Source organism: Bradyrhizobium sp. USDA 4451 (assembly GCF_054822585.1).
The window spans coordinates 7385985-7410221 of the sequence record NZ_JBTRCH010000001.1; the positions used below are offsets into that span (position 1 = coordinate 7385985).

The following is a 24237-nucleotide window of genomic DNA, read 5'->3' on the forward strand; positions in this document are numbered from 1 at the left end:
TGGACAGGCCTGTTGGGAAGCTGTGGGTTCGCGGTGGACAGATATGCTGTACGCCAACGGGAGAACCGGTGGACATTGTGGTGGACCGGCTGTGCAGAAGGGGCCGACAAACTGCGGAGATAACGCGCGCGATGCCCTGTTGACGAGCTGCGCAAGGCTCGGTGGACAACCAGCACAAAAGAAAAACACCGGGCGTCGTTGCCCGGTGCTTGCCTTGAGAACGCCGTCGACGAAACTTACTTCAGCGAACCGCTGATCGAATTGAAGGTCCCGCTCAGCGACGAGCCGACGCCGTTCACCGCAGCGATGATGGCGATCGCGATGCCTGTTGCGATCAGTCCATATTCGATGGCGGTCGCGCCGGATTCATCCTGCAAAAACCTAACGAAAAAAGCCCTCATAGCAGCCCTGCCCTTGAGTTGTGATGCTTGGAACGGGAGGTTCCTGTTCCGGGGCCAGTACTACTACGGTGAAATCTAAAGTTGTCTAAACCGGGAACCTCTCAATTCTCGCGATATTCGACTGAATCGTGCTTGAAATTTTAACAAAATCCGCGCTACGGGCCTGCGATGACCCCAGCCACGCATCGCGCCAGCATCACCCTTCCTGACGAAACGACTGCAAAGCGCGTAGTTGACACGCTTTCCGAGCTGTTCTTCGAGGATCAGGCGGCTTTTGCGGCCTTCGAGCGGCCGGACGGTCGCTGGGACGTCACGGTCCATTTTGCCGAGCCGCCGGACCCAGCCTTGCTGCGGGAGCTGGTCGGCCAGGTGACGCGGCAGGATGTCGCATCGACTTTGGTATTTGATACCGTGGAGGCCAAGGACTGGGTCAAGGCCAGCCTGGAGGACCTCATCCCGGTCGCCGCCGGCCGCTTCGTCGTCCACGGCCAGCACGACCGCCACAGGATACCGCCCAACAAGCTCGGGATCGAGATCGAGGCGGCGCTCGCCTTCGGCACCGGCCATCACGGCACCACCCGCGGCTGCCTGCTGCTGCTCGACCACGTGCTGAAAGCGTATCAGCCTCGCCGGGTGCTCGATCTCGGCACCGGGACCGGCGTGCTGGGGATCGCCGCCGCCAAGGCGCTGCACGGCAAGGTGCTGGCCAGCGACATCGACCCGCCCTCGGTGCGGGTAGCGGAGGAGAATGCCCGGCTGAACGGCGCCGGCCATCTGGTCGACGCGATCCGCGCCACCGGCTTTGCGTCGCCGCGGTTTGCCGAGGACGGACCGTTCGATCTCGTGCTCGCCAACATCCTCGCCAATCCGCTGCGGCAGCTGGCCGGGCCGATGGCGCGGCAGCTTGCATCATCGGCGCAGGTCATCCTCTCCGGCCTCTTGACCCACCAGGCACCGGCTGTGATCGCCGCCTATCGCGCCCGCGGGCTGGTGCCGCTGCGGCATCTCAAGATCGAGGGCTGGAGCAGCCTGCTGCTGCGCTCGGTGAGGTGAATGGCCGCCGCCGGCAGACAGTGCGGCGACTGCACGCTCTGCTGCAAGGTGATGGCGATCGAGGAACTGGCGAAGCCCGCCAACGCATGGTGCCCGCATTGCAAGCCGGGGCGCGGCTGCAGAATCTATCCGGACCGGCCGGCGGAATGCCGCGCGTTCGGCTGCGTCTGGCTGGTCAACGAGTTGCTCGAGGAGCACTGGAAGCCCTCCAGATCGAAGCTCGTGCTGACCACATCCGACGACGGCCTCGAGGTCCAGTGCGACCCGGGCTTCCCGGACGCCTGGCGCCGGGAGCCGTTTCGCAACCAGCTCATGCAATGGGCGATCTCCGGCGAGCCCCGCGACATGACCGTCGTCGTCATCGTCGGTCACCGCATGACGCTGCTGACGCCTGAGCGCGAATTCGATCTCGGGACCGTCGGGCCCGACGAGCGGATCGTGCGCGAACTCGACGGCACAAGGGTCGTCAATGCGACCGTGGTGAAGGCGTCGGTCCTCAAGCGGTAGACGCGATCTGCGGGCTGGTTATTTGGGTGCGGTGGACTCGCGGCCGGCCGTCTCGACCTTGTCCTGACTGGCGGCACGCCGGGCACGCGCCTCGACAAAGCGGTCCAGCATCTGGACGATGACGCCACGCGGCTTCTGTTCGACCGGCGCGATCGGGCCGCGCGGGATCGGCGGCGAGATCTTCTCAAACGTGAATGCAGGCATCGTGCATCTCCTCACCGTTGAGTTGAGACACTCCTGGACACTCCCCGTACGCTTGACCCGGGAGATGCAGTGGACATCGTCCGGTCAGTTCTACTATGCCATGTTTCAAGCAGAAGTTATGCCAAAAATGTGGTCAGCTTGGCCGCGTCTGCGCGAAGCTCATGCTCGACCCGAAAAGAGTGCGACAGCGATGTTCGAAGCCCATTTCCAGACGTTCGAAGAGCCCGAAGGCGGCGTGGCGCTGGCCGCACGCTTGAGCGCGCTGCGTGAGGAACTGGCACGGCGCAAGCTGACGGGATTTGTGGTTCCGCGCGCCGACCAGCAGCAGAATGAATATGTTGCGGCGTCCGAGGAGCGGCTCGCCTGGCTGACCGGCTTCACCGGATCGGCCGGGATCGCGATCGTGCTCGCCAAGGACGCGGCCCTGTTCGTCGACGGCCGCTATACGCTGCAGGCCGGCAAGCAGGTCGACCGCAAGGCCTGGCAGGTCGAGCCGCTGGTCGAGCCGCCGCCGGAGCACTGGTTGACCCGGCACCTGGCGGCGGGCGACCGCCTAGGATTTGACCCGTGGCTGCACACTTCTGCGGCAGCCGAACGGCTGGCGGCGGCCTGCACCAAGGCCGGCGCCGAGCTGGTCGCCGTCGACGGCAACCCGGTCGATACGATCTGGCACGAGCGGCCGGCACCGCCGCTCGGCCCGGTTTCGATCCACGGCACGCAGTTCTCCGGCGAGATCGAGGCCGAGAAGCTCAAGCGCATCCGGCTCGAGATCAACAAGCTCGGCGTCGATGCGCTGGTGCTGTCCGACAGCCATGCGGTGGCCTGGACCTTCAACATCCGCGGCGCCGACGTCTCGCATACGCCGCTGCCGCTGTCCTACGCGCTGGTGCCGAAGGACGGCCGGCCGCTGGTGTTCATCGATCACCGCAAGCTGTCCAACGCGACCCGCGACCATCTCGAACAATCCGCCGATGTCGAGGAGCCGGCGGCGCTGGCGCCAAAGCTCACCGAGCTTGCCAAGCGCGGCGCCTCGATCGCGCTCGACAGCGCGACCGCGGCCGACGCTCTCAGCCGCCTGATCGCGGGCGCCGGCGGCAAGCCGGTGCGCGGCAATGATCCGGTCAGCCTGCTCAAGGCAGTCAAGAACATCACCGAGATCGAGGGCACGCGCACCGCGCATCAGCGCGACGCGGTGGCGCTGACCCGCTTCCTCGCCTGGATCGACCGCGAGGCGCCCTCCGGCCACCTCACCGAGATCGACACCGTCGAGGCCCTGGAGACCTTCCGCCGCCAGACCGGCGCGCTGAAGGATGTCTCGTTCCCGACCATCGCCGGCACCGGGCCGAACGGCGCCATCGTGCATTACCGCGTGACGCGCAAGAGCAACCGCCGCATCGCGCCCGGCGATCTCTTGCTGATCGATTCCGGCGCGCAATATCAGGACGGCACCACGGACGTCACCCGCACCATCGCGATCGGCCAGCCGACCGACGAGATGCGCGATCGCTTCACCCGGGTGCTGCGCGGCCATATCGCGATCGCCCGCGCGGTCTTCCCCGACGGCACCACCGGCGCCCAGCTCGACACGCTGGCGCGGCAATATCTCTGGCAGGCCGGGATCGATTTCGAGCACGGCACCGGCCACGGCGTCGGCAGCTATCTCAGCGTCCATGAAGGGCCGGCGCGGATCTCCAAGCTCGGCACCACGCCGCTGAAGCGCGGCATGATCCTCTCGAACGAGCCCGGCTACTACAAGACCGACGCCTACGGCATCCGGATCGAGAACCTCGAGCTCGTGATCGGCACCGACATCGCCGGCGCCGAGAAGCCGGTCAACGCCTTCGAGACGCTGACCCTGGCGCCGATCGATCGCCGCCTGATCGAGGTCGGCATGCTGAGCCCAAGCGAGCTGGCCTGGCTCAACGACTACCACGCCCGGGTCGCCCGCACGGTGCGCCCGCATCTCGACGACAACGCCACGAAGCTGTGGCTCGACGAGGCGACGGCGGCGCTGACGTAGCGGCGTCGCGTTTACGTTCACCCTCTCCTCACGTTCGGTGTCATCCCCCGCAAAAGCGGGGGATCCGGTACGCCGCGGCCCATCGGCTCAAGAACACCTGCCTCTGGAATACTGGGTCCCCCGCTTTCGCGGAGGACGACAGCGGAGTTTGCGGGCACAGCGGCCTAATTGCGCGAGACGAAACATCGCCGCCGCGTGTCCCGAAATCGCATGGGCGTATGCCGAAACTCCCGTATTCCGCGCGAACGGGCACGCTACAGTCGTTCCACAATGCGGAAACGGACCTGAATGCACGGCGTGATGGGCAAGCCGCCCGGCGCGGCCAAAGGCAACACTCAAGACAACATCGCGACATCGAAGGTCATGCTGCTGATGCTCGTCGTGATGACGGGCATCGCACCGATCTCGCTCTACATGCTGGTCCCGGCACTGCCGGTGCTCGCGACCACGTTCGGCCGTGACATCTCGATCGCGCAGATGACGGTGTCGCTCTACATGGTCGGCATCGCGCTGTCGCAGCTGATCATGGGACCGCTGTCCGACAAGTTCGGCCGCCGGCCGGTGCTGCTTGCGGGCCTCGGCCTGATGGTGGTGGCCGGCATCGGTTCCGTGTTCGCCGAGACCCTGCCGCAGCTGATCGCGGCGCGGTTCTTCCAGGCGCTCGGCGGCGCCAGCGGCATGGTGATCAGCCGCGCCATCATCCGCGATCTCTATCCGCGCGAGCGGGTCGGCGCCATGATCAGCCTCGTCGTCGCCGCGCTGATGATCGCGCAGATGGTGAGCCCGCTGACCGGCGGCCTGCTGGAGACCACGTTCGGCTGGCGCGCGATCCTCTATTTCATCACCGCGGCGTCGCTGGCCGTCGCGGTCTTCATCGCGCTGGCGCTGCCCGAGACCCGCCGCGACCGCGCCGACAGTTCGAGCTTTCGCGGCGACCTCGGCAAGCTGCTGCGCAGCCGCGCCTTCGTCGGCTATCTCTTGTGCCAGGTGCTGGCGTCGCAGATCATCTTCGCCTTCGCCGGCGGCGGCCCCTACATCGTGGTCACCCAGATGGGCCGCAGCAGCGCCGAGTATGGCGCGTGGTTCGCGATGACCGGGTTCGGCTACTTCGTCGGCAATTTGCTGTGCGTGCGGTTCGCGCCGCGGCACTCGCTGGAGCGACTGATCTGGTTCGGCCTCGCGTTGCAGCTCGGCGGCAGCCTGCTGAACCTGCTCTGGAGCTTCACTGGAGCAAACCAGGCCCCGCTCTGGCTGTTCGGCACCCAGATGATCGTGATGATCGCCAATGCCTTCGTGATGGCCAATTCCGCGGCCGGCGCCATCAGCATCCGTCCCGAGGCCGCCGGCACCGCCTCCGGCGCCATGGGCTTCCTGCAGCAGGGCATCGGCTCGCTGATCTCGCAGTTCGGCGCCTATCTCGGCGGCCACTCCACCACCACGCTGCCGCTGACATCGGCGATCACAGCGATTTCGATCGCCTGCGTCTGCACCATGATCTTCATCGTGCCGCGGCGGAACGTGGTGGTGAGCGAGGAGCTGATCGCGCAGGCGGAGGAGGATGAGCAGGGAATGATGTGAGGCGGGCACCGCCCCCTCAACTCGTCATCCCCCGCGCAGGCGGGGGATCCAGTACGCCGCGACCTATCGACCAAAAATGACTGTCTCTGGAATACTGGGTCCCCCGCTTTCGCGGAGGACGACAGTGGAGAATGTGGCGCGATGCTGCGCCCCTCACTCCCCGATCAGCTTCAGCCACTCGTCTTCGGTCAGCACCTGGACGCCGTGCTTCTGGGCTTCGGCGAGCTTCGAGCCGGCGCCCGGCCCCGCGACCACATAGTCGGTCTTCTTCGAGACCGAACCGGCCGCCTTGGCGCCCAGCCGCTCGGCGGTTGCCTTGGCCTCGTCCCGCGTCATCTTTTCCAACGAGCCGGTGAACACCACGGTCTTGCCGGCGACCGCCGAATTGCTCTTCGGCTTCTCGGCATCGATGATCTCGTCGAGCTCCCCGGTCAGCCGCTCGACGATGCCGCGATTGTGGCTCTCGCCGAAATAATCCGCGATGCTCTTGATCACGGTGTCGCCGATCTGGTCGAGCGCATCCATCTCGGCGATGGCGTCCTCGTCGCCCTTGGCGACCTTGAGGCAGGCCTCGTGGAACGCCTCCCACGAGCCGTAGCCGCGCGCCAGCGCCAGCGCGGTGGTCTCGCCGACATGGCGCATGCCGAGCGCATAGATGAAGCGCTCCAGCCCGATCCGGCGCCGGCTGTCGATCGCGGCGAACAGATTGCGCACCGAGGTCTCGCCGTAGCCCTCGATGTCCTCGAGCTTCAGCTTCGCGTTGCGTTTCGGCAGAGTGAAGATGTCGGCGGGTTCCTTGACCCAGCCTTCGTCGAAGAAATATTGCAGCTGCTTCACGCCGAGGCCGTCGATGTCGAAGGCGCGGCGCGACACGAACAGGATGAGATGCTCGACCTTCTGGAACGGACAGGCGAACTCGCCGCTGCAACGCAGCCGCGAGCCCTCCTCGCCGGTCGCGGTCTCCTCGCGCACCACGTCGGTGTGCAGCGGGCATGGGCACTTCTTCGGAAAATGGAATTCCTTGGCGCTCTTCGGCCGCTTGTCGAGCACGACGTCGACGACCTGCGGGATCACGTCGCCGGCGCGCTGGATCACCACGGTATCGCCGATCCTGATGTCGCGCCCCTCGCGCAGCACCTCGCCCTTGTTGCCGATGCCCTTGATGTAGTCCTCATTGTGCAGCGTGACGTTCTGCACGATCACGCCGCCGACGCCGACCGGCTCGAGCTTGCCGACCGGCGTGAACGAGCCGGTGCGTCCGACCTGGATCTCGATGTCGCGCAGCACGGTCATGGCGCGCTCGGCCGGGAATTTGTGCGCGATCGCCCAGCGCGGCGTGCGCGACACGAAGCCGAGCCGCTCCTGCCAGTCGATGCGATCGACCTTGTAGACGACGCCGTCGATGTCGTAGTCGAGCTCGGCGCGCTGCTCCTCGATCTCGCGATGGAACGCGATCAGCTCCTCGACCGAGTGACATAGCTTGGTCAGCGGATTGGTCTTGAAGCCGCAGCGCTCGAACCAGTGGATCATGCCGGTCTGGGTCTCCTCCGGCATCGCGCTCATCTCGCCCCAGGCATAGGCGAAGAAGCCGAGCGGTCGCGAAGCGGTGATGCCAGGATCCTTCTGCCGCAGCGAACCGGCCGCCGAGTTGCGCGGATTGGCGAAGACGGTGTCGCCGGCGGCTTTCTGCCGCTCGTTGAGCGCGAGGAACGCCTTCTTGGTCATGTAGACCTCGCCGCGCACCTCGCAGATCTCGGGCACGTTGCGGCCCTTGAGCCTCTCGGGCACATCCTCCAGCGTGCGGATGTTGGCGGTGACGTCCTCACCCTCGGCGCCGTCGCCGCGGGTCGCCGCGGTGACGAGCTCGCCGCCCTCGTAGCGCAGCGACATTGACAGCCCGTCGATCTTCGGCTCGGCCGAAAAATCGATCTTGTCGTCCGGCAGCTTCAGGAAACGCGCAATGCGTCCGACGAAGTCGACCACGTCGGCTTCCGCAAACGCGTTGTCGAGCGACAGCATCGGCAGTGAATGGCGGACCTTCTTGAAGCGTCCCGACGGCGCGGCGCCGACCTTCTGCGACGGCGATTCCGCGGTGACGAATTCGGGGAAACGCTTCTCGATCGCATTGTAACGCTGCCGCAGCGCGTCGTATTCGGCGTCGGTGACGCTGGGCGCGTCGTCCTGATAGTAGCGCTTGTCGTGGCCTTCGAGCTCGAGCGCAAGCCGCATCAACTCGACCTTGGCCTGGGCCTTGGTGAGTTTGTCGACGTCGACCGGTGCCCTCTTCGCTTTGGCGGCCATCGGCGACTAACTCGCCGCCCTGAGCAGTCGTTCCGCGGCGGCCCTCGCCTCCGCGGTGATCTCGGCGCCGGCCAGCATGCGCGCGATCTCCTCGCGGCGGTGGTCAGGGGCGAGCGCGTTGACGCGGGTGGCGACACGCTTGCCCTTGTCGAGCGCATCCTTGGAGATCAGCAGATGCTGGCTGGCGCGAGCCGCGACCTGCGGCGCATGCGTCACCGCCATCACCTGCACCTTGCCGGCAAGGCGTGCCAGCCGCGATCCGATCGCGTCCGCTACCGCGCCGCCGACGCCGGTATCGATTTCGTCGAACACCAAAGTCGGCGCCGAGCCGCGATCGGCGAGCACCACCTTCAGCGCCAGCAGGAAACGCGACAGTTCGCCGCCGGAGGCGACCTTCATCATCGGTCCCGGCTTGGTGCCCGGATTGGTCTGCACCCAGAACTCGATGCGGTCGATGCCTTGCGGCCCCGGCGCCGCCGCATTGCTCTCGACCTGGGTCATGAACTTGGCGCGCTCGAGCTTGAGCGGCGCGAGCTCGGCATTGACGGCCTTGTTGAGTTTCTCGGCCGCCTTGCTCCGCGCCGCCGACAGTTTCGCGGCCGCAGCCGCGTAGCGCTTGTCGGCCTCGGCGGCGGCCGCTTCCAGCCTCTTGAGCTGGTCGGCACCGGCATCGATCAGCGCGACGTCACCAGCGTATTGCGCAGCCAGCGCCGCCAGCAAATCGACCGGCGTCGAATATTTGCGCGAGGCGGCGCGCAGCGCGAACAGCCGCTCCTCGATGCGCTCGAGTTCGGCCGGATCGAAATCGGTCGCCGCCAGCGCGGCCTGGAGATGCTGGTCGGCCTCCTCCAGCGCGTTGATCGCGACGTCGATCGCCTTCACCGCCGGCTCGATCAGCGCCGGCGCATTGGCGGCACGACGCTCCAGCCGCCGCACTGCGGCCGACAGCGCCGACACCGGCGAATGCGGGCCGCCGATCGCTTCCTGCGCCTCGCGCAGATCGGTCGCGACCTTCTCGCCCTGCATCATGGTGGTGCGGCGGTTGGCGAGCTCGGTCTCCTCGCCCTCCTTCGGCGCCAGCGTCTTCAGCTCCTGCGAGGCGTGGCGCAGATAGTCGGCCTCGCGCGCCGCGCGCTCCATGCCGGCGCGATGCTCGTCAAGCGCGGTAACGGCGGTCCGCCTGACATCCCAGAGCGCTTCCAGCGCCGTGACGTCCTTCTCATGGCCGCCGAAGGCGTCGAGCAGCTGGCGATGGGTGGAGGCGTCGACCAGCGCGCGCTCGTCGTGCTGGCCGTGGATCTCGACCAGAACCGCGCCGACCGCCTTCAGGGTCTGCACACTGATCGCCTGATCGTTGATGAAGGCGCGGGTGCGGCCGTCGCCGAGCTGCACGCGGCGCAGGATCATCTCACCGGTATCGTCGAGGCCGTTCTCGGCCAGGATTTTCGCCGCCGGATGCCCCTTCGGGACGTCGAACGTGGCGGTGACTTGCCCCTGCTCGGCGCCATGCCGAACCAGGCCGGCATCGCCGCGGCCGCCGAGCGCCAGCGCAAAGGCATCCAGCAGGATGGATTTGCCGGCGCCGGTTTCGCCGGTCAGCACCGCCAGACCACGGGAAAATTCGATATCAAGCCGTTCGATCAGGACGATGTCACGGATCGACAGACGGGCCAGCATGCGAGGACAATTCCTAGCCGAGACCTATCTTCTTGAAGGTCCTGCTGATCCAGGATCCCTGATTCTCGCTCGGCTCGAGACCGCCGGACTTTACTAGATTATAGGCGTCCTTGTACCAGCGGCTGTCCGGAAAATTGTGGCCGAGCACGGCGGCTGCGGTCTGCGCCTCGCCGACGATGCCGATTGCCATATAGGCCTCGGTGAGCCGGTACAGCGCCTCTTCGACATGGCGCGTGGTCTGGTACTGCGTGACCACGGTCTTGAAGCGGTTGATCGCGGCGGTGAAGTCGCGCTTCTCGATATAGTAGCGCCCGACCGCCATCTCCTTGCCGGCGAGCTGGTCGCGCGCGGCCTGGATCTTGTTCTTGGCCTGGGTGGCGTATTCCGAGGTCGGATATTTGCGCACCACTTCTTCGAGCGCGGCGATCGCCTTCTCGGTGCGGCTCTGGTCGCGCGAGATGTCCGGGATCTGGTCGAAATGCGACGCCGCGATCAGATACTGGGCGTAGGACGCGTCCGGGCTGCCGGGATGCAGCGTGACGTAGCGGGTCGCGGAGCCGATGCAGCTGTCATAGTCGCCGGCCTGGTAATACGAATAGGCCGACATCAACAGCGACTTGCGCGCCCAGTCCGAATAGGGGTGCTGACGGTCGACTTCCTCGAACTTCTTTGAGGCGGCCTTCAGGTCCTTCTTCTCGTTCATCATGTACAAGCCCTCATTGTAGAGCTTGTCCGCGGGCTCATCGACGAACGTGTCGTCCTTGGCCATGAACTTGTCCCACAGCGCGCCGGTGCCGCAGCCTGAGAGCGGCAGTGCCAGCACGATCAGGCCCGCCGCGAAACGCAGCGCGCGCGCGGCCTTGGTCAGGCCGGAGACGTCAGAAGAGGAGCGTGGTTCGAGCGCCATACGCATTGCCGACATGAATTGTAAAACCTGACGCCTGTGATGCGGTTAACGGCGACCCCACTCCACCCATGAACCGCGGTCATGGATGCAATATCTCTCGCGCCGTTGGTGCCGCATCAGGCAACCGCAGGCCTGTTTAACCGAAAAATGACCGTGGACCAACCGAATAGGGAGCCAATCCGCCGGGAATAAGGCGGCCTGACAAAGCACACAGCCTGCTGGGGTTATTACGGAAATTGGGCTCGACCGGCTGGGCGATCAGGATCTGGGCGATCAGGACACGTCCGGGCCGTAGGCCGGGGCAACGAGGCCACCCACGGTGCCTGCACCGGCCTCGACATGGCCGCGGACCGGCCGGCGCGCAGTCTCCGATTCGACCACCCGCCAGGCGCTGCGGTCGGCGAGCAGCGCCTTCAGCACCGCGTTGTTCAGCTTGTGGCCGCCCCGGACCGAACGGTAGCTGCCGAGCAGCGGCAAGCCGGCCAGCGCCAGATCGCCGATCACGTCGAGCACCTTGTGGCGGGCGCACTCGTCGGCGTAGCGCAGGCCCTCGGCATTGAGCAGGCGGGCCTCGTCGAACACCACGGTGTTGTCGAAGGAGGCGCCGAGCGCGAAGCCCGCGCCCCACAGCCGCGCCACGTCGCTCATGCAGCCGAAGGTGCGGGCACGCGCGACCTCGCGGCGGAAGCTTTCCGGCGACAGATCGAAGGAATAGGTCTGGCGGCCGATCACCTTGTTGGTGAAATCGATCTCGACTTCGGCGCGGAAGCCGCCGGCGAACGGACGCAGTTCGCCCATCGCATCGCCGATCTCGACCTGCACCGGTTTGAGCACCTGGATGAAGCGGCGGACCGCCGGCTGGGTCACGATGCCGGCCTGATCGATGGCTGCGACAAACGCGGCAGCACTGCCGTCCATGATCGGAACTTCCGACCCGTCGATTTCGATGGTGGCGTTGTCGACGCCCATGCCGCGCAGCGCCGCAAGCACATGCTCAGCGGTCGAGACCAGCGGCCCTTCGCGGTCACCGAGCACCGTCGCAAACTCGGTTGCGATCACAGCGTCGGCGGTGGCGGTCACTTCGCGGTCGGTACCGTCAAGACCGGTGCGGACAAAAATAAAACCTGCATCAACAGGTGCAGGGCCCAGCGTGAGACTAACAGGAAGACCGGAATGAACGCCCACGCCAGTCACGGTGGCTTGCGACCGAAGCGTTGTTTGACGGCTGAACTTCATTCGAAAATGCCCACTACCCGACTTCACTCAATACAAGTGGCCAAACTTCCCCAAGGCCGACTCGCTTGAGCTCCCCAAGTCCCGGCAGACCATAGTGATTGCCCTAAACCGCGCCAACTCACGCTTGTTTACCGATTGTTACCCCATCTCTGCCGCATTCGTGCCCGCGCTTAACCAAATTGCCGCAGCGGAAACGGCCGGCGGAGAGCCGCCATCCAATCATCCAAAGAATAATTAATCATTTAAAATCAGTTGCTTGTTTATCGAGCCGAACCGCCTGCCCGCCGCAAGGAGAAGGCCCCGGCAGTTCCCCGCCGAGGCCTTCTTTGTCGCCAAGATTGTAACAAACTTCAGTTGGCCTGCCGGCGCAGGAAGGCCGGGATATCAAGATGGTCGTCACCCTGTGGCGCCGGGGCAACAGGCGCCTGGCGGCCATGTGCGTCCAACCCCTGCGGCGCGGGCCGCTTTGCATATTCCGATACCGGCGATTCGTTCGCCGAGATCTGCTGGGCGACGCTGCGGGCCGGCTTGCGCTCGGGCAGCGCCGGCATCGCAGGCATCGCCGGACCGGAGGCACGGGCCGCGATCGGCGGTTCGGTCTCTTCGTCGCGGCGGCCGAGGCCGACATTGGCCAGCCGCTGCAGCAGCGACAGCCGGGTCTTCTGCGGGTGTTCCGCCTCGCCGTCACCGCTGGCCTGGCGAATTTCCGCCTGCGCCGGCATCGGCAGGTCCTCGAATTTCGGCATTCGCGGGGCGCGCACCGGCGACCGCTCGGCTGCCTGCGGGATGAAGGTCTCGGGCGGCATCTGCTCGTGCTGCTCGGCCTTGGCCGCCTCGTGGTCGGGGAACAACGAGGGCTTCTGGGCAATCGGCCGCACCGTGACATCACCGTAGGACGCCGGCTGCATCGGAGCCTGGGGTGCGCTATCCGGGGCAACCGCCGCGGCGATCGCCGCCAGCGCGGCGCGCTCGACGGCCGGGCGCTGCTGGGCTGCGGACGGAGCTGCGATCGGTGCAACGGTCACGCCGGTCGGCGGCTCCAGCTTCTGGGCCCGCTCGGCCATGCGCTGATTGTCGGCGCGCAGGCGGGCGGTCAGGTCGGCCAGCCGGCTCTCGGGCGAGCCGCCCGACTGCTGCGCGGGAGCCTGGGCACGCGAGGCGATCGCGGCCTGCTCGATACCGGTTGCGACCACCGAGACGCGAATGATGCCGTCGAGCGATTCGTCGAAGGTGGCGCCGACGATGATGTTGGCGTCGGCATCGACCTCCTCGCGGATGCGGGTCGCGGCTTCGTCGACCTCGAACAGGGTCAGGTCCTTGCCGCCGGTGATCGAGATCAGGAGGCCGCGGGCGCCCTTCATCGACGAGTCGTCGATCAGCGGGTTGGCGATCGCAGCTTCGGCTGCGGTCAGCGCGCGCTTCTCGCCGGTGGCCTCGCCGGTGCCCATCATCGCCTTGCCCATCTCGCGCATCACGGCGCGGACGTCGGCGAAGTCGAGGTTGATCAGGCCTTCCTTGACCATCAGGTCGGTGATGCAGGCGACGCCCGAGTACAGCACCTGGTCGGCCATCGCGAACGCGTCGGCAAAGGTGGTCTTCTCGTTGGCGACCCGGAACAGGTTCTGGTTCGGGATGATCAGCAGCGTGTCGACCACCTTGTGGAGCTCGGAAATGCCGTGCTCGGCGGTGCGCATGCGGCGCTGGCCTTCGAAGTGGAACGGCTTCGTCACCACGCCGACGGTGAGGATCCCCATCTCGCGGGCGGCCTTGGCGATCACGGGCGCGGCGCCGGTGCCGGTGCCGCCGCCCATGCCGGCGGTGACGAACACCATGTTGGCGCCGGTGAGGTGATCGCGCAGCTCGTCCATGACTTCCTGCGCGGCCGCAGCGCCGACATCAGGTTGCGAACCGGCGCCGAGACCCTGGGTGACCTGGGTGCCCATCTGGATGATGCGCTGCGCCTTCGACATCGTCAGCGCCTGCGCGTCGGTGTTGGCGACGACGAAGTCGACGCCCTGCAACCCGGCGGTGATCATGTTGTTGACGGCATTACCACCCGCGCCGCCGACGCCGAAGACGGTGATCCGCGGTTTCAACTCGCTGATGTCAGGGGGTGTCAGATTGAGTGCCATGGTTGCCTCTCTCGATTATGCGCGCGTTGGTTCGCCCCGGCCGCTGGCCGCAGGAGCTGGTGAAAATGCAATGAGCCGGGGTGCGGTCATCAGAAGCCCTCGCGAAGCCATCGTCCGACCTTTCCGAAGTAACCGTCTGTCCCTGTCCGGAGCTGCCGCGTGCGCCGCGGTTCGACATGTTCAAGATGAGCGTATTGCGGGTAGACCAGCAGGCCCGTCGGCACCGAGAACGAGGCGCCCTTCGCCTCGTTCGGCAGCCGGCCGAAGCCGAGCGGGCGGCCGATGCGGACCTGACGGTTCAGGATGCGGGTGGCGAGCTCGACCGTGCCGGTGAGCTGCGACGCACCGCCGCTCAGCACGACGCGCGCCCTCGGCTCAGCCGCAAAGGGAGAATCCGCGAGCCGGTCACGGATCATTTCAAAAATCTCCTCGGCGCGATGCCGGACAATGTTCGCAATCGTGGCGCGGGACACGATTTGCGGTGTCTCCCGATCGTCGCCCGCAGTGGGGACGGACATCAGCTCGCGCGAGTCCGATCCGCCGGTCAGCACTGTGCCGTATAAAGTCTTGATTCGCTCGGCGTCCGCAATGCACGCGCCGATGCCGCGCGCAAGATCCATCGTGATGTGTTGCCCGCCGAGCGCAAATCCAGATGCATGTACGAGGCGGCCGCCGGAGTAGGTCGCGATCGTGGTCGATCCCGCGCCCATCTCGACAACGGCTGCGCCAAGATCGGCTTCGTCGTCGGTCAGCACCGAGAGGCCTGCGACATAGGGGCTCGAGGCCATGGCCTCGACGTTGAGATGGCAGCGCTCGACCACCAGCATCAGGTTCTTGGCGACGGTGGCATCCGACGTCACCACGTTCATGTCGACGCCGAACTGGCGCGCCACCATGCCCCGGGGATCGCGGATGCCCTTGACGCCGTCGAGCGCGTAGCCGACCGGCAGCGCGTGCAGCACGGTGCGGCCGGCGCCGGCGGCATGCCGCATGCCGGCCGAGGTGACGCGGCTGATATCGTCCGAGGTCACCGAGCCGCCGCGGATATCGGCCGCGGCCTCAACCAGCTGGCCATGCTGTCGGCCGCCGGACACCGACAGCAGCACGGATTCGACACGGACCTTGGCCATGCGCTCGGCCAGCGCCACGGCATGGCGCACCGCCTTCTCGCATTCGGCGAGGTCGACCACGGCGCCGGCCTTGACGCCGCGCGACTGGATTTGGCTGTAGCCGATCAATTCGACCGCATGGGTGCGGCCGCGCAGCGCCTCGTTCGGCGGCGACGGCTTGAGCCGCGCGATCATGCAGGCGATCTTGCTGGAGCCGACGTCGAGCGAGGCCACCATCGCGGTGCGCTTCTGCATCGGGCGGGTCTTCGGGGTCAAATTGCGGTCGAGGCCGGTCATGCGCTGTCACCGGCCTTCTTCTTGGACTTCTTGTCCTTGAACAGTTCGTCGCGCGCCTTGCCGGCTTCCTCGGACAATTGCACGATCAGCCGATCGGGCAGCCGCATGTCGACGGCGACAATGTCGCGCGAGAACAGCTTCTCGTCCTTGTCGAGCTTGGAGAGTGCGGCGAGCGCATTGCCGACATCGTTCTCGGGCAGGCGGATGTCGAGGCCGTCCTTCAGACGCAGGTTCCAGCGCCGCTCACCGACGAAGATCGCGGCCTTGGTCACCGAACGCACCTGCGGATAACGGTCGAGCAGCGCCAGGAAGTCTTGCGCGCGGGTGTCGGCGCCCTTGCCCACGACCAGCGGCAGATTGAGGAAGCGGCGCGTGACGTAAGGCTCCAACACCGCGCCGTCGGAGGCGATCACCGACAGGCGGCCGTTCTGCTGCCACAGCGCGAAGGCGGTGCGCTCGACGATGTCGATCTGCAGCCGGCCCGGATAGAGCTTGAGGATCGTGGCGTCCGCGATCCAGGGATTGGCCTTCAGCTTGGCGCGCACGGTATCGGCGTCGAGGAACAGCAGCGAGGAACGGCCGTTGACGCCGCCGATCGCAAGCACCTCGTCCTGGCTCAGCTGCTTGCGGCCGTTGATGCCGACGGTCGTGATGCGGAAGCCCGCGGAATTGGCCAGCGCGTTGCGGGTGTCGCTGAGCGCGGTGGTGAACTCCTCGACATGGCCGCCCTTGACGATGCCGAAGCCGAGGCTGCCGAACAGAAGCGCAAGCGTCGCGACCAGGCCGATGCGGCGCGGCAGATAGCGTTCGACCATCAGGATGTAGCGATTCGGCGGCTCGCGATCGATCAGCTGCGGCCGCTTGGCGGGACGGCGGCGGCGACGCGCCAGATGGGCGCCGACATACTCGCGCAGCAGCACCGCCGCTCCAATAGCGGCTGCTCTCAGGTCAGCTTGGGGCCCCAGCGATCGCAGCGATCGGGTGAGGCGTCCTGCACCATCCATTGCACGAACTCGTCACGTGTTGTGCCCGCAAACCCCGCGGGTCCCGGCACAATTCACGTCTCGGCTAGACCGGTGGGATTAGAGTGGCCCCCTGTTCCCTGGTTGCGATCCTCGAAGCGGTAATCCGCGACAGCTCACGCCCCGGCAGCCAAGCGCTACATGCGCCGCCAGCGTTAACCTTCGGGCTTCCTGGTAAACAAACGGTAAATGAGTTCAGCCTGGAGTGTATTTTGATCAACGCTCTGAGTACTTTGCCGCGAACCCGTTAGCATTTTAGCAACAGGCCCCGGGTTCCATCCGGCCGAGTCGAGCGCCTTCCCGCCCGATCGGCCTTAACCTCCGGCGCGGCGGCGGGCGAGCGCGATCTGGTCGGTGAGGAAGTCGGCAAACGCGATGCCCTGTGCTTTCAAGGCTTTAGGGTACAGTGATGCCGCGGTCAGCCCGGGCAGCGTGTTGGTCTCGAGATAGACCGGGCCATTGGCCGACACGATGAAATCGCTGCGCGAGTAGCCGGTGCAGGACAACGCACGGTGCGCCCGCAGCGCGTGGTCCATGATCGCGGTGGTCACCTCCGGCGCGAAGCGGCCGGGACAGATCTCCTGGGTCGACTTCAGAAGGTATTTGGCTGTGTAGTCGAACGCGCCCTCCCCCGGCACGATCTCGATCGGCGGCAGCGCGAACACGGAGCCGTCGGACTGCTCGAGCACGCCGCAGGTCGCCTCGACGCCCGAGACGAACGGCTCGATCAGATAGTCTTCGTGCTTCGCGGCGTTGCGGACCGCGACGAGATCCTGCTTGGCGTTGACGAAGATCAGCCCGTAGCTCGATCCGTCCTTTGCCGGCTTTGCGATCAGCCTGCCGTATTTCGCGAAGGCGTCGTCGAGCTGTTCGACCGCGATACCCTGCGGCGCGTTGAGGCCCGCGATCGCGGCGAAGCGCTTCGCCGACGGCTTGTCGAACGCCAGATGCGACGACGCCGAGCCGGAGCCGGTGAACGCGACGCCGCGCATCTCGCACATCGCCTGCAATTCGCCATTCTCGGCGCGGCCGCCGTGCAGGCCGAACACCAGCACACGCCGTTCGGCGCTTGCTTTGTCGAGCGCCTGGTCGAGCGCGATGCCGCGACCGTCGGGCTTGAAGTCGACTTCGAAGGGCCGCGTGTGGCCGAGCAGCTTCTCGGACGTCACCGCATGCACGGTGTCGTCGACATCCCAGAACCAGAGCTCCGCATCGGGCAGCGCGCGGTGCAGCGCCTGCGTGCTCGCCACCGAGACCAGCCGCTCCTTGTTGGTGCCGCCGAACAGAATGGTCACCTGCATGTTCTTTGCCTGTCGTTCGCTACGCCCGTCATTCCGGGGCGCGCGGAGCGCGAGCCCGGAATCCATTTCACCCCTTGTCTTGCGGCGCGATGGATTCCGGGTTCTCGCTTCGCGAGCCCCGGAATGATGACTCCGTTGAATTCCCGATCCGCTTGATTTCCCAGTGCAGCTCAATTCCGCTGGTTTGCCTGACCCGCTCGCGCACCGTCTCGCCGAGCGTCTCGATGTCGTGCCCGGTGGCGTTACCGGTGTTGATCAGAAAATTGCAGTGCATCTCCGACACCTGCGCGCCGCCGACCTTGAGGCCGCGGCAGCCGGCGGCGTCGATCAACTTCCAGGCGCTGTTGCCGGGCGGATTCTTGAAGGTCGAGCCGCCGGTTTTCTCGCGGATCGGCTGCGCGGTCTCGCGATGGGTCTGCACCTCGTTCATGCGGGCGCGGATCACATCAGGTTCGGTGATCGTGCCGCGGAAGCGCGCCGAAGTGAACACGATCGATGGATCGACGCCGCTGTTGCGATAGACGAACTTCATGTCGGCATTGCCGAACACATGCTTGGTGCCGTCGCGACCGACGCCGGTGGCCTCGATCAGCACGTCCTTGGTCTCGCCGCCATTGGCGCCGGCGTTCATGCGCAACGCGCCGCCGACCGTGCCGGGAATGCCGAACAAGAATTCCATGCCGCCGATGTCAGCCGCCGCCGCCGTTTCGGCGACGCGCTTGTCGAGCGCCGCCGCGCCGGCGCTGACGACATCGCCGGCCGCACTGGTTTCGCCGAATGCACGCGGCGCGAGCCGGATCACGACACCAGGCATGCCGCCGTCGCGCACGATCAGATTGGAGCCGACGCCGACGACATAGACCGGCAATTCCTGCGGCAGGCGCTTCAGGAAGTAGGCGAGATCGTCTTCATCCGCCGGCGTGAACAGCACCTGCGCCGGGCCACCAACGCGAAACCAGGTCAGCTCCGCCAGCGACTGGTTCGCCAGCAGCCGCCCGCGCAACTCCGGCATCGCTGCTTTCAGGTCGGGCGTGATGTCGGGGAAGGTCATGCGTACCCCCTCCATCCGTCATGGCCGGGCTTGTCCCGGCCATCCACGTCTTGCAATATCTCCGCATGGCAGGGGGATACATCTATTTTCTGACCAACCGTCCGAACGGCGTGCTCTACGTCGGCGTAACGAGCGATCTCGTCCGCCGGATATTTGAGCATCGTTCTGGATTCGTCGATGGATTCACCAAGCGTTACGACTTGAAGCGGCTGGTCTATTTCGAGCAATTCGACGATATCCGCACAGCTATCCAGCGTGAACATACCATCAAGCATTGGCCTCGCGCCTGGAAGGTCCGCAAAATCATTGCAGCGAATCCAAACTGGGACGATCTGTACGACACGATCGTCCAGTGAAGACGTGGATGGCCGGGACAAGCCCGGCCATGACGGGGATGGATACGAGACCATCATCACCCCAGCGCCTTCAATTCGCCAGGCAGTGCGTAGGCCCATTGCGTGATGTTGCCGGCGCCGAGGCAGACGACGAGGTCACCGGACTTGGCGAGGCCGTGCACGATGCTGGCGAGTTCGCCGGCGTTCGGCAGCGGCACCACGTTGCGATGGCCGTGGGCGCGCAGGCCGGCGGCGAAATGGTCACGGTCGATACCTGCGATCGGCGCCTCGCCGGCCGGATAGACCTCGGCGACCACCACGGCATCGGCGTCGTTGAAGCAGGTGCAGAATTCCTCGAACAGCGATTGCAGGCGGGTGTAGCGATGCGGCTGCACTACGGCAACGATCTTGCCGTTGGTGGATTCCCGCGCCGCCTTCAGCACCGCCGCGATCTCGACCGGATGATGCCCGTAATCGTCGATCACGGTGATGCCGTTGGTCTCGCCGGTCTTGGTGAAGCGCCGCTTGACGCCGCCGAAGCCCGCCATCGCCTGGCGGATCACGTCGTCGGACACGCCGAGCTGGTGCGCGACCGCGATCGCCGCCGTCGCGTTGGACGCGTTGTGGCGTCCCGGCATCGGCAGCGTGATGTCCTTGATCTCGTGCGTCGCGCCTGACTTGCGATCGCGGATCGCGACGGTGAACTTCGAGCCGCCGCCCATTGGCGTGAGCTCCAGCAGCTGTGCATCGGCCTGCGGATTCTGGCCGTAGGTGATGATGCGGCGATCCTCGATCTTGCCGACCAGGGCCTGCACCACGGGATGATCGGTGCACATCACGGCAAAGCCGTAGAACGGAACGTTCTCGACGAAATTGCGGAACGCATCCTGGATCGCCTCGAAGGTCTTGAAGTGATCGAGATGCTCGGGATCGATATTGGTGACGATGACGACGTCGGACGGCAGCTTCAGGAAGGTGCCGTCGCTCTCGTCGGCCTCGACCACCATCCAGTCGCCGGCCCCGAGCCGCGCGTTGGAGCCGTAGGCATTGATGATGCCGCCGTTGATCACGGTCGGATCGAGCCCGCCGGCATCGAGCAAGGTCGCGACCATCGTGGTCGTGGTGGTCTTGCCGTGGGTGCCGGCGATCGCGACGCAGCTCTTCAGCCGCATCAGTTCCGCCAGCATCTCGGCACGCCGCACCACGGGAATGCGCCGCGCGCGCGCCGCCATCAGCTCGGGATTGTCGCGCTTGATCGCGGTCGAGACCACGACGACATCGGCGCCATCGACATTCTCGGCGGCGTGGCCGACCGAGATCTTGGCGCCCTTCTTGCGCAGCCGGTCGAGGTTGTAATTGTCCGACGCGTCGGAGCCCTGCACGGTGTAGCCAAGATTGATCAGCACCTCGGCGATGCCGCTCATGCCGATGCCGCCGATCCCGACGAAGTGAATGGGTCCGATCTCGCGCGGCAGTCTCATGATCCGGTTCCTGACATCATCATCCGATCGGTGCGGGCTCCGCTGCGGAACGGACGATTGGGCCTCTTTGTGCGCCCCATATCGGTGGTGGCGCAGACTACTGGATGCCCCGCTTTTCCGGTGCGTGACAAGGGCTTTTTCCACCCCGCGGCCGCGGAAATGCCGCTGTTGTCGGCCATCGGCCGCTGCTTGATATCTGGCATCGCGGACGTCTCCATGGCGGCCCGGGCGCTACGCCGCTCCCAGGCGCGCAGCGCGCGCGGCGAACTCGTCCTGCATCTCGATCACGCGAAGATAATTGCGCAGCCGGTTGGTCTCGAGCGCGCGCAGCAGCTTGTTCTGGTGATAGGGCAGCACGAGCTCGGCCAGCTGTGCGCTCCAGGCGGCGTTCATGTCGAACAGCACGCCGAGGCCGAACACCGCGGGGATCTCGGCGAAGCCGAACTCCCTGCCCTGCGCCAGCTCCTCGGTCAGGAAATCGTCGATCGCGGTCATCACGCCGTTGCGCGCCCCGCCGGACACGTTTGCGAATGCGGCAAGGCCCCCGCCGCGAAATCCGCGGCCCTCGACCAGCGCCGGACGATCCAGCGTGGCGCCGGCATTGAAACTGTGCGGATGACGATACGCTGCGGGAATCTGCTCGGGCGCGTAATACATGTCGCGCCGGCCGCAAGGCCAGCCGACATCGTGCAGGAAGACCAGGACCGGCTTGCCGGCGCGGCGGCTGATCGCCTCGATCAGCCGGAGCTCGTGATAGACGGTGTACCAGTTGTGATCGCCATCGACGATCCAGGCGTCGGCAGCATCCAGATCACCGAACGCATCGAGGCTCGGCTTTGCGACGTGTCGCACGTCCGGATTGGCAGCCACCCAATCGAGGAATGCGCGCTTCGGCGCGGGATCGATGCTGGTGAGCCGGCCGCCGCGGGCCCGGCAGTGATCGGCAAGCAGCGCCGACATGCCGCCATACTCGGCGCCGATCTCGACCACATCGCGCGCCTCCGCCAGACGCAGCGCTTCGAGGATCAGGTCCGAGAACTCCGAGACGGAGTGGATCAGCAGATCCGTCATGATCTAACTCTCCCCCGGCGTCCTGCCGGATTGGCGCATCAAATGCCGGCCACCTTGGCAACCAGATCGGCGAGCCGCTCGGCGGCATCGAGCCGGCCGACGCCGCGCGCGGCCTGTGCCATCACGGTCAGCCTCGAAGGCTCCGCGGCGAAGGCCGAGATCTCGGCGGCGAGCCGCTCCGGCGTAAAATCGCTCTGCGCGATGCGCAGCGCGCCGTTGCCCTGCGACAGCACACCGGCATTGGCGAACTGGTCCTGATCGATCGCGCCGGGCAGCGGCACCAGGATCGAGGGCCGGCCGATCGCGGCGAGCTCGGCGATGGTGCCGGCGCCGGACCGCGAGATCACCAGCTGGCTGGAGGCGAGGCGCGCCGGCAGGTCGGCGAAGAACGGCGCCAGCTCGGCATTGATCTTGAGCCGGTCGTACACCGCGCGGACCCGCGCCATGTCCTCCTCGCGCACCTGCTGGGTGACGATCAGGCGGCTCCACAGTTCGGGCGCAAGCTTCTCGAGCGCCGGCGGCACGATGTCGCTCATCACCCGCGCGCCCTGGCTGCCGCCGACGACGAGCAGGCGCAACGGCCCGTCCACCTCGGGCGGCGTGTATTTCACCGCGGCAGCCGCAAGGATCGCGGGCCGCATCGGCGTGCCGACCGTGGTCGCCTTGCCGGCCAGCGCGGGATCGCGATCGAGCACGCCGGGCAGCGAGGTCGCGATCGCGTTGACGCGGCCGGAGAGAAAACGATTGGCGCGGCCGAGCACCGCATTGGCATCGTGGATGATGCCGGGAACACCGAGCATCCGCGCCGCCACCAACGGCGGCAAGGTCGGGTAGCCGCCGAAGCCGACCACGGCCGCGGGCTTCAGCCGGCGCACCAGATTGGCGGCAATGAGGGTGCCGTAGCCGAGCATCAGCACGGTCTGCGCCAGCGAGATCAGGTTGCGGCTGCGCACCGTGGCGCTCGGCACCAGGTCGATGCTCTCGCGGCCGAACAGGCCGGAGTAGCGCAGCGCACGGCCGTCGGTGGCAAGCCGCACCCGCAGGCCACGCCGGATCAGTTCCACGGCGAGCGCTTCGGCCGGGAACAGATGGCCGCCGGTGCCACCGGCCGCCAGCAGAATCAAGGGCGCGTTGTCCATGGCTGCCTTTTACATCGTCATTGCGAGCGAAGCGAAGCAATCCATAGCCCCGCAAAGCGGAGAGATGGATTGCTTCCGCCTTCGCCAAGGCTTCGGCGGACAGGTCGTCGCTTCGCTTCTCGCAATGACAACAAGGGTCACCTACGCGTAGGCGCGCTGGGCGCTGGCGCCTTCCATCGATTCGATCTCGGTACGCGGCCGCTGCCGCGTCAGCGCCAGCATCATGCCGACGCCATAGGCGAGCGACACGAAGGACGAGCCGCCATAGGAGATGAACGGCAGCGTCATGCCCTTGGCCGGGATCAGTTGCAGATTGACCGCCATGTTGATGGTCGCCTGCACGCCGAACAGGATCGCAAGTCCCGACGCCGCGAAGCGCGAGAACATGTCCTCGGTGGCATAGGCCCGGGTCAGCGTGCGGATCACGATGAAGCCGAACAGCGCGACCAGCATCAGGCAGAGGATGATGCCGAATTCCTCCGCCGCGACCGCGAACACGAAGTCGGTGTGGCTGTCCGGCAGGCTGCGTTTTGCAATTCCCTCGCCCGGGCCGAGACCGAACCAGCCGCCGTTCCAGAACGCCTCCATCGCGGTGTCGACCTGGAAGGTGTCGCCCGAGGCGGGGTTCATGAAGCGCTTGATGCGGCCGGCGACGTGCGGCACCAGCAGATAGGCGCCGAACAGGCCGGCGCCGGCGGCGCCGGCGAGCCCGAACACCCAGATCATCCGCATGCCCGCGATGAAGAACAACGCGCCCCACACCGTGAGGATCAGCATGGTCTGGCCGAAGTCGGGCTCCATCACCAGCAGCGTGACCAGCGTCATCAGCAGCACCAGCGCCATCGAGGTCGCCGGCATCTCCGGCCGCTTTGTCGATTCCGCAAACAGCCAGGCCGCGACGATCACGAAGGCGGGTTTGGCGGCCTCGGAGGCCTGGATATTGACGCCGAGCAGGGTGATCCAGCGCCGCGAGCCCTTGACCTCGGGCCCGACCAGGAGCGTCAGCACGATTAGCGCGATCGACACTGCGAATACGATCAGCGCGGTGCGCCGGATCTGCCGCGGCGTCATGAACGAGACGCCGATCAGCACGATCAGCGACGGCACCAGGAACATGACGTGGCGGTTGAAGAAGTGGAACGGATCGAGCCCGATCCGGGTCGCCACCGGCGGGCTCGCCGCCAGCGACAGGATGACGCCGGCCAGCATCAACGCGGCGATCGCCACAAGCAGCAGCTTGTCGACGGTCCACCACCAGTCCGAGAACGGGGTGCGTTGGTCACGGGCGAGCATGGGCGTCCCCAGATGGCAGAGATAACGTCCATTGGTGGCGCAGGATGGTTTCCAAGGGGTTAACGGGTTGGGTAACTTTTGAGGGAGGTGGATTGGGGCCCGCGGCCTCGAGCTGGCACCGT

General features: G+C 66.3%; 21 protein-coding genes and 1 pseudogene. 5 read left to right on the forward strand and 17 right to left on the reverse strand.

Features of this window, described 5'->3' with window-relative positions; all coding sequences use genetic code 11:
* Positions 1 to 236 precede the first annotated feature (236 nt).
* On the reverse strand, positions 237 to 401 hold the full coding sequence (locus ACVMB0_RS34660; protein ID WP_456753376.1) for a Flp family type IVb pilin: 165 nt from the start codon (positions 399 to 401) through the stop codon (positions 237 to 239).
* Positions 402 to 569: 168 nt separating this feature from the next.
* Here ACVMB0_RS34660 and ACVMB0_RS34665 point away from each other — a divergent pair, with 168 nt between their 5' ends.
* Together ACVMB0_RS34665 and ACVMB0_RS34670 are read left to right on the forward strand one after the other, a co-directional pair.
* The gene (locus ACVMB0_RS34665; protein WP_461349064.1) at positions 570 to 1454 is read left to right on the forward strand and encodes a 50S ribosomal protein L11 methyltransferase; all 885 of its coding nucleotides are present in this window, start codon (positions 570 to 572) and stop codon (positions 1452 to 1454) included.
* Entirely contained in the window at positions 1455 to 1961 is a 507-nt protein-coding gene (locus tag ACVMB0_RS34670) for a YkgJ family cysteine cluster protein (RefSeq protein WP_461349065.1), read from the forward strand.
* Positions 1962 to 1979: 18 nt separating this feature from the next.
* Here the strand turns inward: ACVMB0_RS34670 and ACVMB0_RS34675 are convergent, their stop codons facing one another.
* Positions 1980 to 2165 carry a hypothetical protein gene (locus tag ACVMB0_RS34675; RefSeq protein WP_456753373.1) on the reverse strand — a complete coding sequence of 62 codons (186 nt, stop codon included), beginning with the start codon at positions 2163 to 2165 and terminating at the stop codon, positions 1980 to 1982.
* Between the two features lie 190 nt (positions 2166 to 2355).
* On the opposite strand from ACVMB0_RS34675, the gene ACVMB0_RS34680 reads away from it, so the two are divergent.
* Together ACVMB0_RS34680 and ACVMB0_RS34685 are read left to right on the forward strand one after the other, a co-directional pair.
* Entirely contained in the window at positions 2356 to 4185 is a 1830-nt protein-coding gene (locus ACVMB0_RS34680) for an aminopeptidase P family protein (protein WP_461349066.1), read from the forward strand.
* A 288-nt stretch (positions 4186 to 4473) separates the two neighbouring features.
* Complete coding sequence (locus tag ACVMB0_RS34685; protein WP_461349067.1) at positions 4474 to 5763, forward strand: multidrug effflux MFS transporter; 1290 nt, start codon at positions 4474 to 4476, stop codon at positions 5761 to 5763.
* A 153-nt stretch (positions 5764 to 5916) separates the two neighbouring features.
* On the opposite strand, the gene ligA is transcribed toward ACVMB0_RS34685, so the two are convergent.
* From ligA to murB, 10 genes and pseudogenes are all read right to left on the reverse strand, one after another.
* Complete coding sequence (gene ligA, locus ACVMB0_RS34690) at positions 5917 to 8064, reverse strand: NAD-dependent DNA ligase LigA (protein WP_461349068.1); 2148 nt, start codon at positions 8062 to 8064, stop codon at positions 5917 to 5919.
* A gap of 6 nt (positions 8065 to 8070) precedes the next feature.
* On the reverse strand, positions 8071 to 9741 hold the full coding sequence (gene recN / locus ACVMB0_RS34695; RefSeq protein ID WP_461349069.1) for a DNA repair protein RecN: 1671 nt from the start codon (positions 9739 to 9741) through the stop codon (positions 8071 to 8073).
* A 13-nt stretch (positions 9742 to 9754) separates the two neighbouring features.
* Positions 9755 to 10663, reverse strand: a complete 909-nt coding sequence (locus ACVMB0_RS34700) for an outer membrane protein assembly factor BamD (protein WP_456753368.1) — start codon at positions 10661 to 10663, stop codon at positions 9755 to 9757.
* A 258-nt stretch (positions 10664 to 10921) separates the two neighbouring features.
* A complete protein-coding gene (gene lpxC / locus ACVMB0_RS34705) occupies positions 10922 to 11884 on the reverse strand; it encodes a UDP-3-O-acyl-N-acetylglucosamine deacetylase (protein WP_461349070.1) in 963 nt (320 codons plus the stop codon).
* Positions 11885 to 12234: 350 nt separating this feature from the next.
* A complete protein-coding gene (ftsZ, locus tag ACVMB0_RS34710) occupies positions 12235 to 14016 on the reverse strand; it encodes a cell division protein FtsZ (protein ID WP_456753366.1) in 1782 nt (593 codons plus the stop codon).
* 89 nt (positions 14017 to 14105) lie between these two features.
* Positions 14106 to 15422: a cell division protein FtsA gene (gene ftsA / locus ACVMB0_RS34715; protein ID WP_456753365.1), complete on the reverse strand. Its 1317-nt coding sequence runs from the start codon at positions 15420 to 15422 to the stop codon at positions 14106 to 14108.
* Positions 15419 to 16426 (reverse strand): cell division protein FtsQ/DivIB, encoded by a 1008-nt coding sequence (locus ACVMB0_RS34720; RefSeq protein ID WP_461349071.1) that lies wholly within the window; start codon positions 16424 to 16426, stop codon positions 15419 to 15421. Before ACVMB0_RS34720 ends, ftsA begins: the two co-directional genes overlap by 4 nt.
* Positions 16366 to 16633: pseudogene (locus ACVMB0_RS34725) on the reverse strand (hypothetical protein); the annotation flags it as partial. The gene ACVMB0_RS34720 and the pseudogene ACVMB0_RS34725, both read right to left, overlap by 61 nt.
* A gap of 125 nt (positions 16634 to 16758) precedes the next feature.
* The gene (locus tag ACVMB0_RS34730; RefSeq protein WP_461349072.1) at positions 16759 to 17745 is read right to left on the reverse strand and encodes a D-alanine--D-alanine ligase family protein; all 987 of its coding nucleotides are present in this window, start codon (positions 17743 to 17745) and stop codon (positions 16759 to 16761) included.
* A 67-nt stretch (positions 17746 to 17812) separates the two neighbouring features.
* On the reverse strand, positions 17813 to 18796 hold the full coding sequence (gene murB, locus ACVMB0_RS34735) for a UDP-N-acetylmuramate dehydrogenase (RefSeq protein WP_461349073.1): 984 nt from the start codon (positions 18794 to 18796) through the stop codon (positions 17813 to 17815).
* A 20-nt stretch (positions 18797 to 18816) separates the two neighbouring features.
* Between murB and ACVMB0_RS34740 the strand changes: the two genes are divergently transcribed.
* Positions 18817 to 19152 carry a GIY-YIG nuclease family protein gene (locus tag ACVMB0_RS34740; RefSeq protein WP_461349074.1) on the forward strand — a complete coding sequence of 112 codons (336 nt, stop codon included), beginning with the start codon at positions 18817 to 18819 and terminating at the stop codon, positions 19150 to 19152.
* Positions 19153 to 19208: 56 nt separating this feature from the next.
* Here the strand turns inward: ACVMB0_RS34740 and murC are convergent, their stop codons facing one another.
* From murC to ftsW, 5 genes are all read right to left on the reverse strand, one after another.
* On the reverse strand, positions 19209 to 20612 hold the full coding sequence (gene murC / locus ACVMB0_RS34745; RefSeq protein ID WP_461349075.1) for a UDP-N-acetylmuramate--L-alanine ligase: 1404 nt from the start codon (positions 20610 to 20612) through the stop codon (positions 19209 to 19211).
* Complete coding sequence (locus ACVMB0_RS34750) at positions 20609 to 20815, reverse strand: hypothetical protein (RefSeq protein WP_461349076.1); 207 nt, start codon at positions 20813 to 20815, stop codon at positions 20609 to 20611. The genes murC and ACVMB0_RS34750 overlap by 4 nt, the downstream gene beginning before the upstream one ends.
* A 28-nt stretch (positions 20816 to 20843) precedes the next feature.
* Positions 20844 to 21683, reverse strand: coding sequence for a class I SAM-dependent methyltransferase (locus ACVMB0_RS34755; RefSeq protein WP_461349077.1), 840 nt, complete (start codon positions 21681 to 21683; stop codon positions 20844 to 20846).
* Between the two features lie 38 nt (positions 21684 to 21721).
* Positions 21722 to 22822 (reverse strand): undecaprenyldiphospho-muramoylpentapeptide beta-N-acetylglucosaminyltransferase, encoded by a 1101-nt coding sequence (gene murG, locus ACVMB0_RS34760; protein WP_461349078.1) that lies wholly within the window; start codon positions 22820 to 22822, stop codon positions 21722 to 21724.
* A gap of 141 nt (positions 22823 to 22963) precedes the next feature.
* Positions 22964 to 24115: a putative lipid II flippase FtsW gene (gene ftsW / locus ACVMB0_RS34765; RefSeq protein ID WP_456753357.1), complete on the reverse strand. Its 1152-nt coding sequence runs from the start codon at positions 24113 to 24115 to the stop codon at positions 22964 to 22966.
* Positions 24116 to 24237: the final 122 nt, after the last annotated feature.

Coding starts and splice junctions, on each gene's coding strand:
- murB (WP_461349073.1), bottom strand. CDS start 18,796: ATGACCTTCCCCGACATCACGCCCGACCTGAAAGCAGCGATGCCGGAG.
- ACVMB0_RS34680 (WP_461349066.1), top strand. CDS start 2,356: ATGTTCGAAGCCCATTTCCAGACGTTCGAAGAGCCCGAAGGCGGCGTG.
- ACVMB0_RS34685 (WP_461349067.1), top strand. CDS start 4,474: ATGCACGGCGTGATGGGCAAGCCGCCCGGCGCGGCCAAAGGCAACACT.
- lpxC (WP_461349070.1), bottom strand. CDS start 11,884: ATGAAGTTCAGCCGTCAAACAACGCTTCGGTCGCAAGCCACCGTGACT.
- ACVMB0_RS34755 (WP_461349077.1), bottom strand. CDS start 21,683: ATGACGGATCTGCTGATCCACTCCGTCTCGGAGTTCTCGGACCTGATC.
- ACVMB0_RS34700 (WP_456753368.1), bottom strand. CDS start 10,663: ATGTCGGCAATGCGTATGGCGCTCGAACCACGCTCCTCTTCTGACGTC.
- ACVMB0_RS34730 (WP_461349072.1), bottom strand. CDS start 17,745: ATGCAGGTGACCATTCTGTTCGGCGGCACCAACAAGGAGCGGCTGGTC.
- ACVMB0_RS34665 (WP_461349064.1), top strand. CDS start 570: ATGACCCCAGCCACGCATCGCGCCAGCATCACCCTTCCTGACGAAACG.
- murG (WP_461349078.1), bottom strand. CDS start 22,822: ATGGACAACGCGCCCTTGATTCTGCTGGCGGCCGGTGGCACCGGCGGC.
- recN (WP_461349069.1), bottom strand. CDS start 9,741: ATGCTGGCCCGTCTGTCGATCCGTGACATCGTCCTGATCGAACGGCTT.
- ACVMB0_RS34670 (WP_461349065.1), top strand. CDS start 1,455: ATGGCCGCCGCCGGCAGACAGTGCGGCGACTGCACGCTCTGCTGCAAG.
- ACVMB0_RS34750 (WP_461349076.1), bottom strand. CDS start 20,815: ATGCCAGATATCAAGCAGCGGCCGATGGCCGACAACAGCGGCATTTCC.
- ACVMB0_RS34675 (WP_456753373.1), bottom strand. CDS start 2,165: ATGCCTGCATTCACGTTTGAGAAGATCTCGCCGCCGATCCCGCGCGGC.
- ftsA (WP_456753365.1), bottom strand. CDS start 15,422: ATGACCGGCCTCGACCGCAATTTGACCCCGAAGACCCGCCCGATGCAG.
- ftsZ (WP_456753366.1), bottom strand. CDS start 14,016: ATGGCACTCAATCTGACACCCCCTGACATCAGCGAGTTGAAACCGCGG.
- ligA (WP_461349068.1), bottom strand. CDS start 8,064: ATGGCCGCCAAAGCGAAGAGGGCACCGGTCGACGTCGACAAACTCACC.
- ACVMB0_RS34720 (WP_461349071.1), bottom strand. CDS start 16,426: ATGGATGGTGCAGGACGCCTCACCCGATCGCTGCGATCGCTGGGGCCC.
- ftsW (WP_456753357.1), bottom strand. CDS start 24,115: ATGCTCGCCCGTGACCAACGCACCCCGTTCTCGGACTGGTGGTGGACC.
- ACVMB0_RS34740 (WP_461349074.1), top strand. CDS start 18,817: ATGGCCGGGCTTGTCCCGGCCATCCACGTCTTGCAATATCTCCGCATG.
- murC (WP_461349075.1), bottom strand. CDS start 20,612: ATGAGACTGCCGCGCGAGATCGGACCCATTCACTTCGTCGGGATCGGC.
- ACVMB0_RS34660 (WP_456753376.1), bottom strand. CDS start 401: ATGAGGGCTTTTTTCGTTAGGTTTTTGCAGGATGAATCCGGCGCGACC.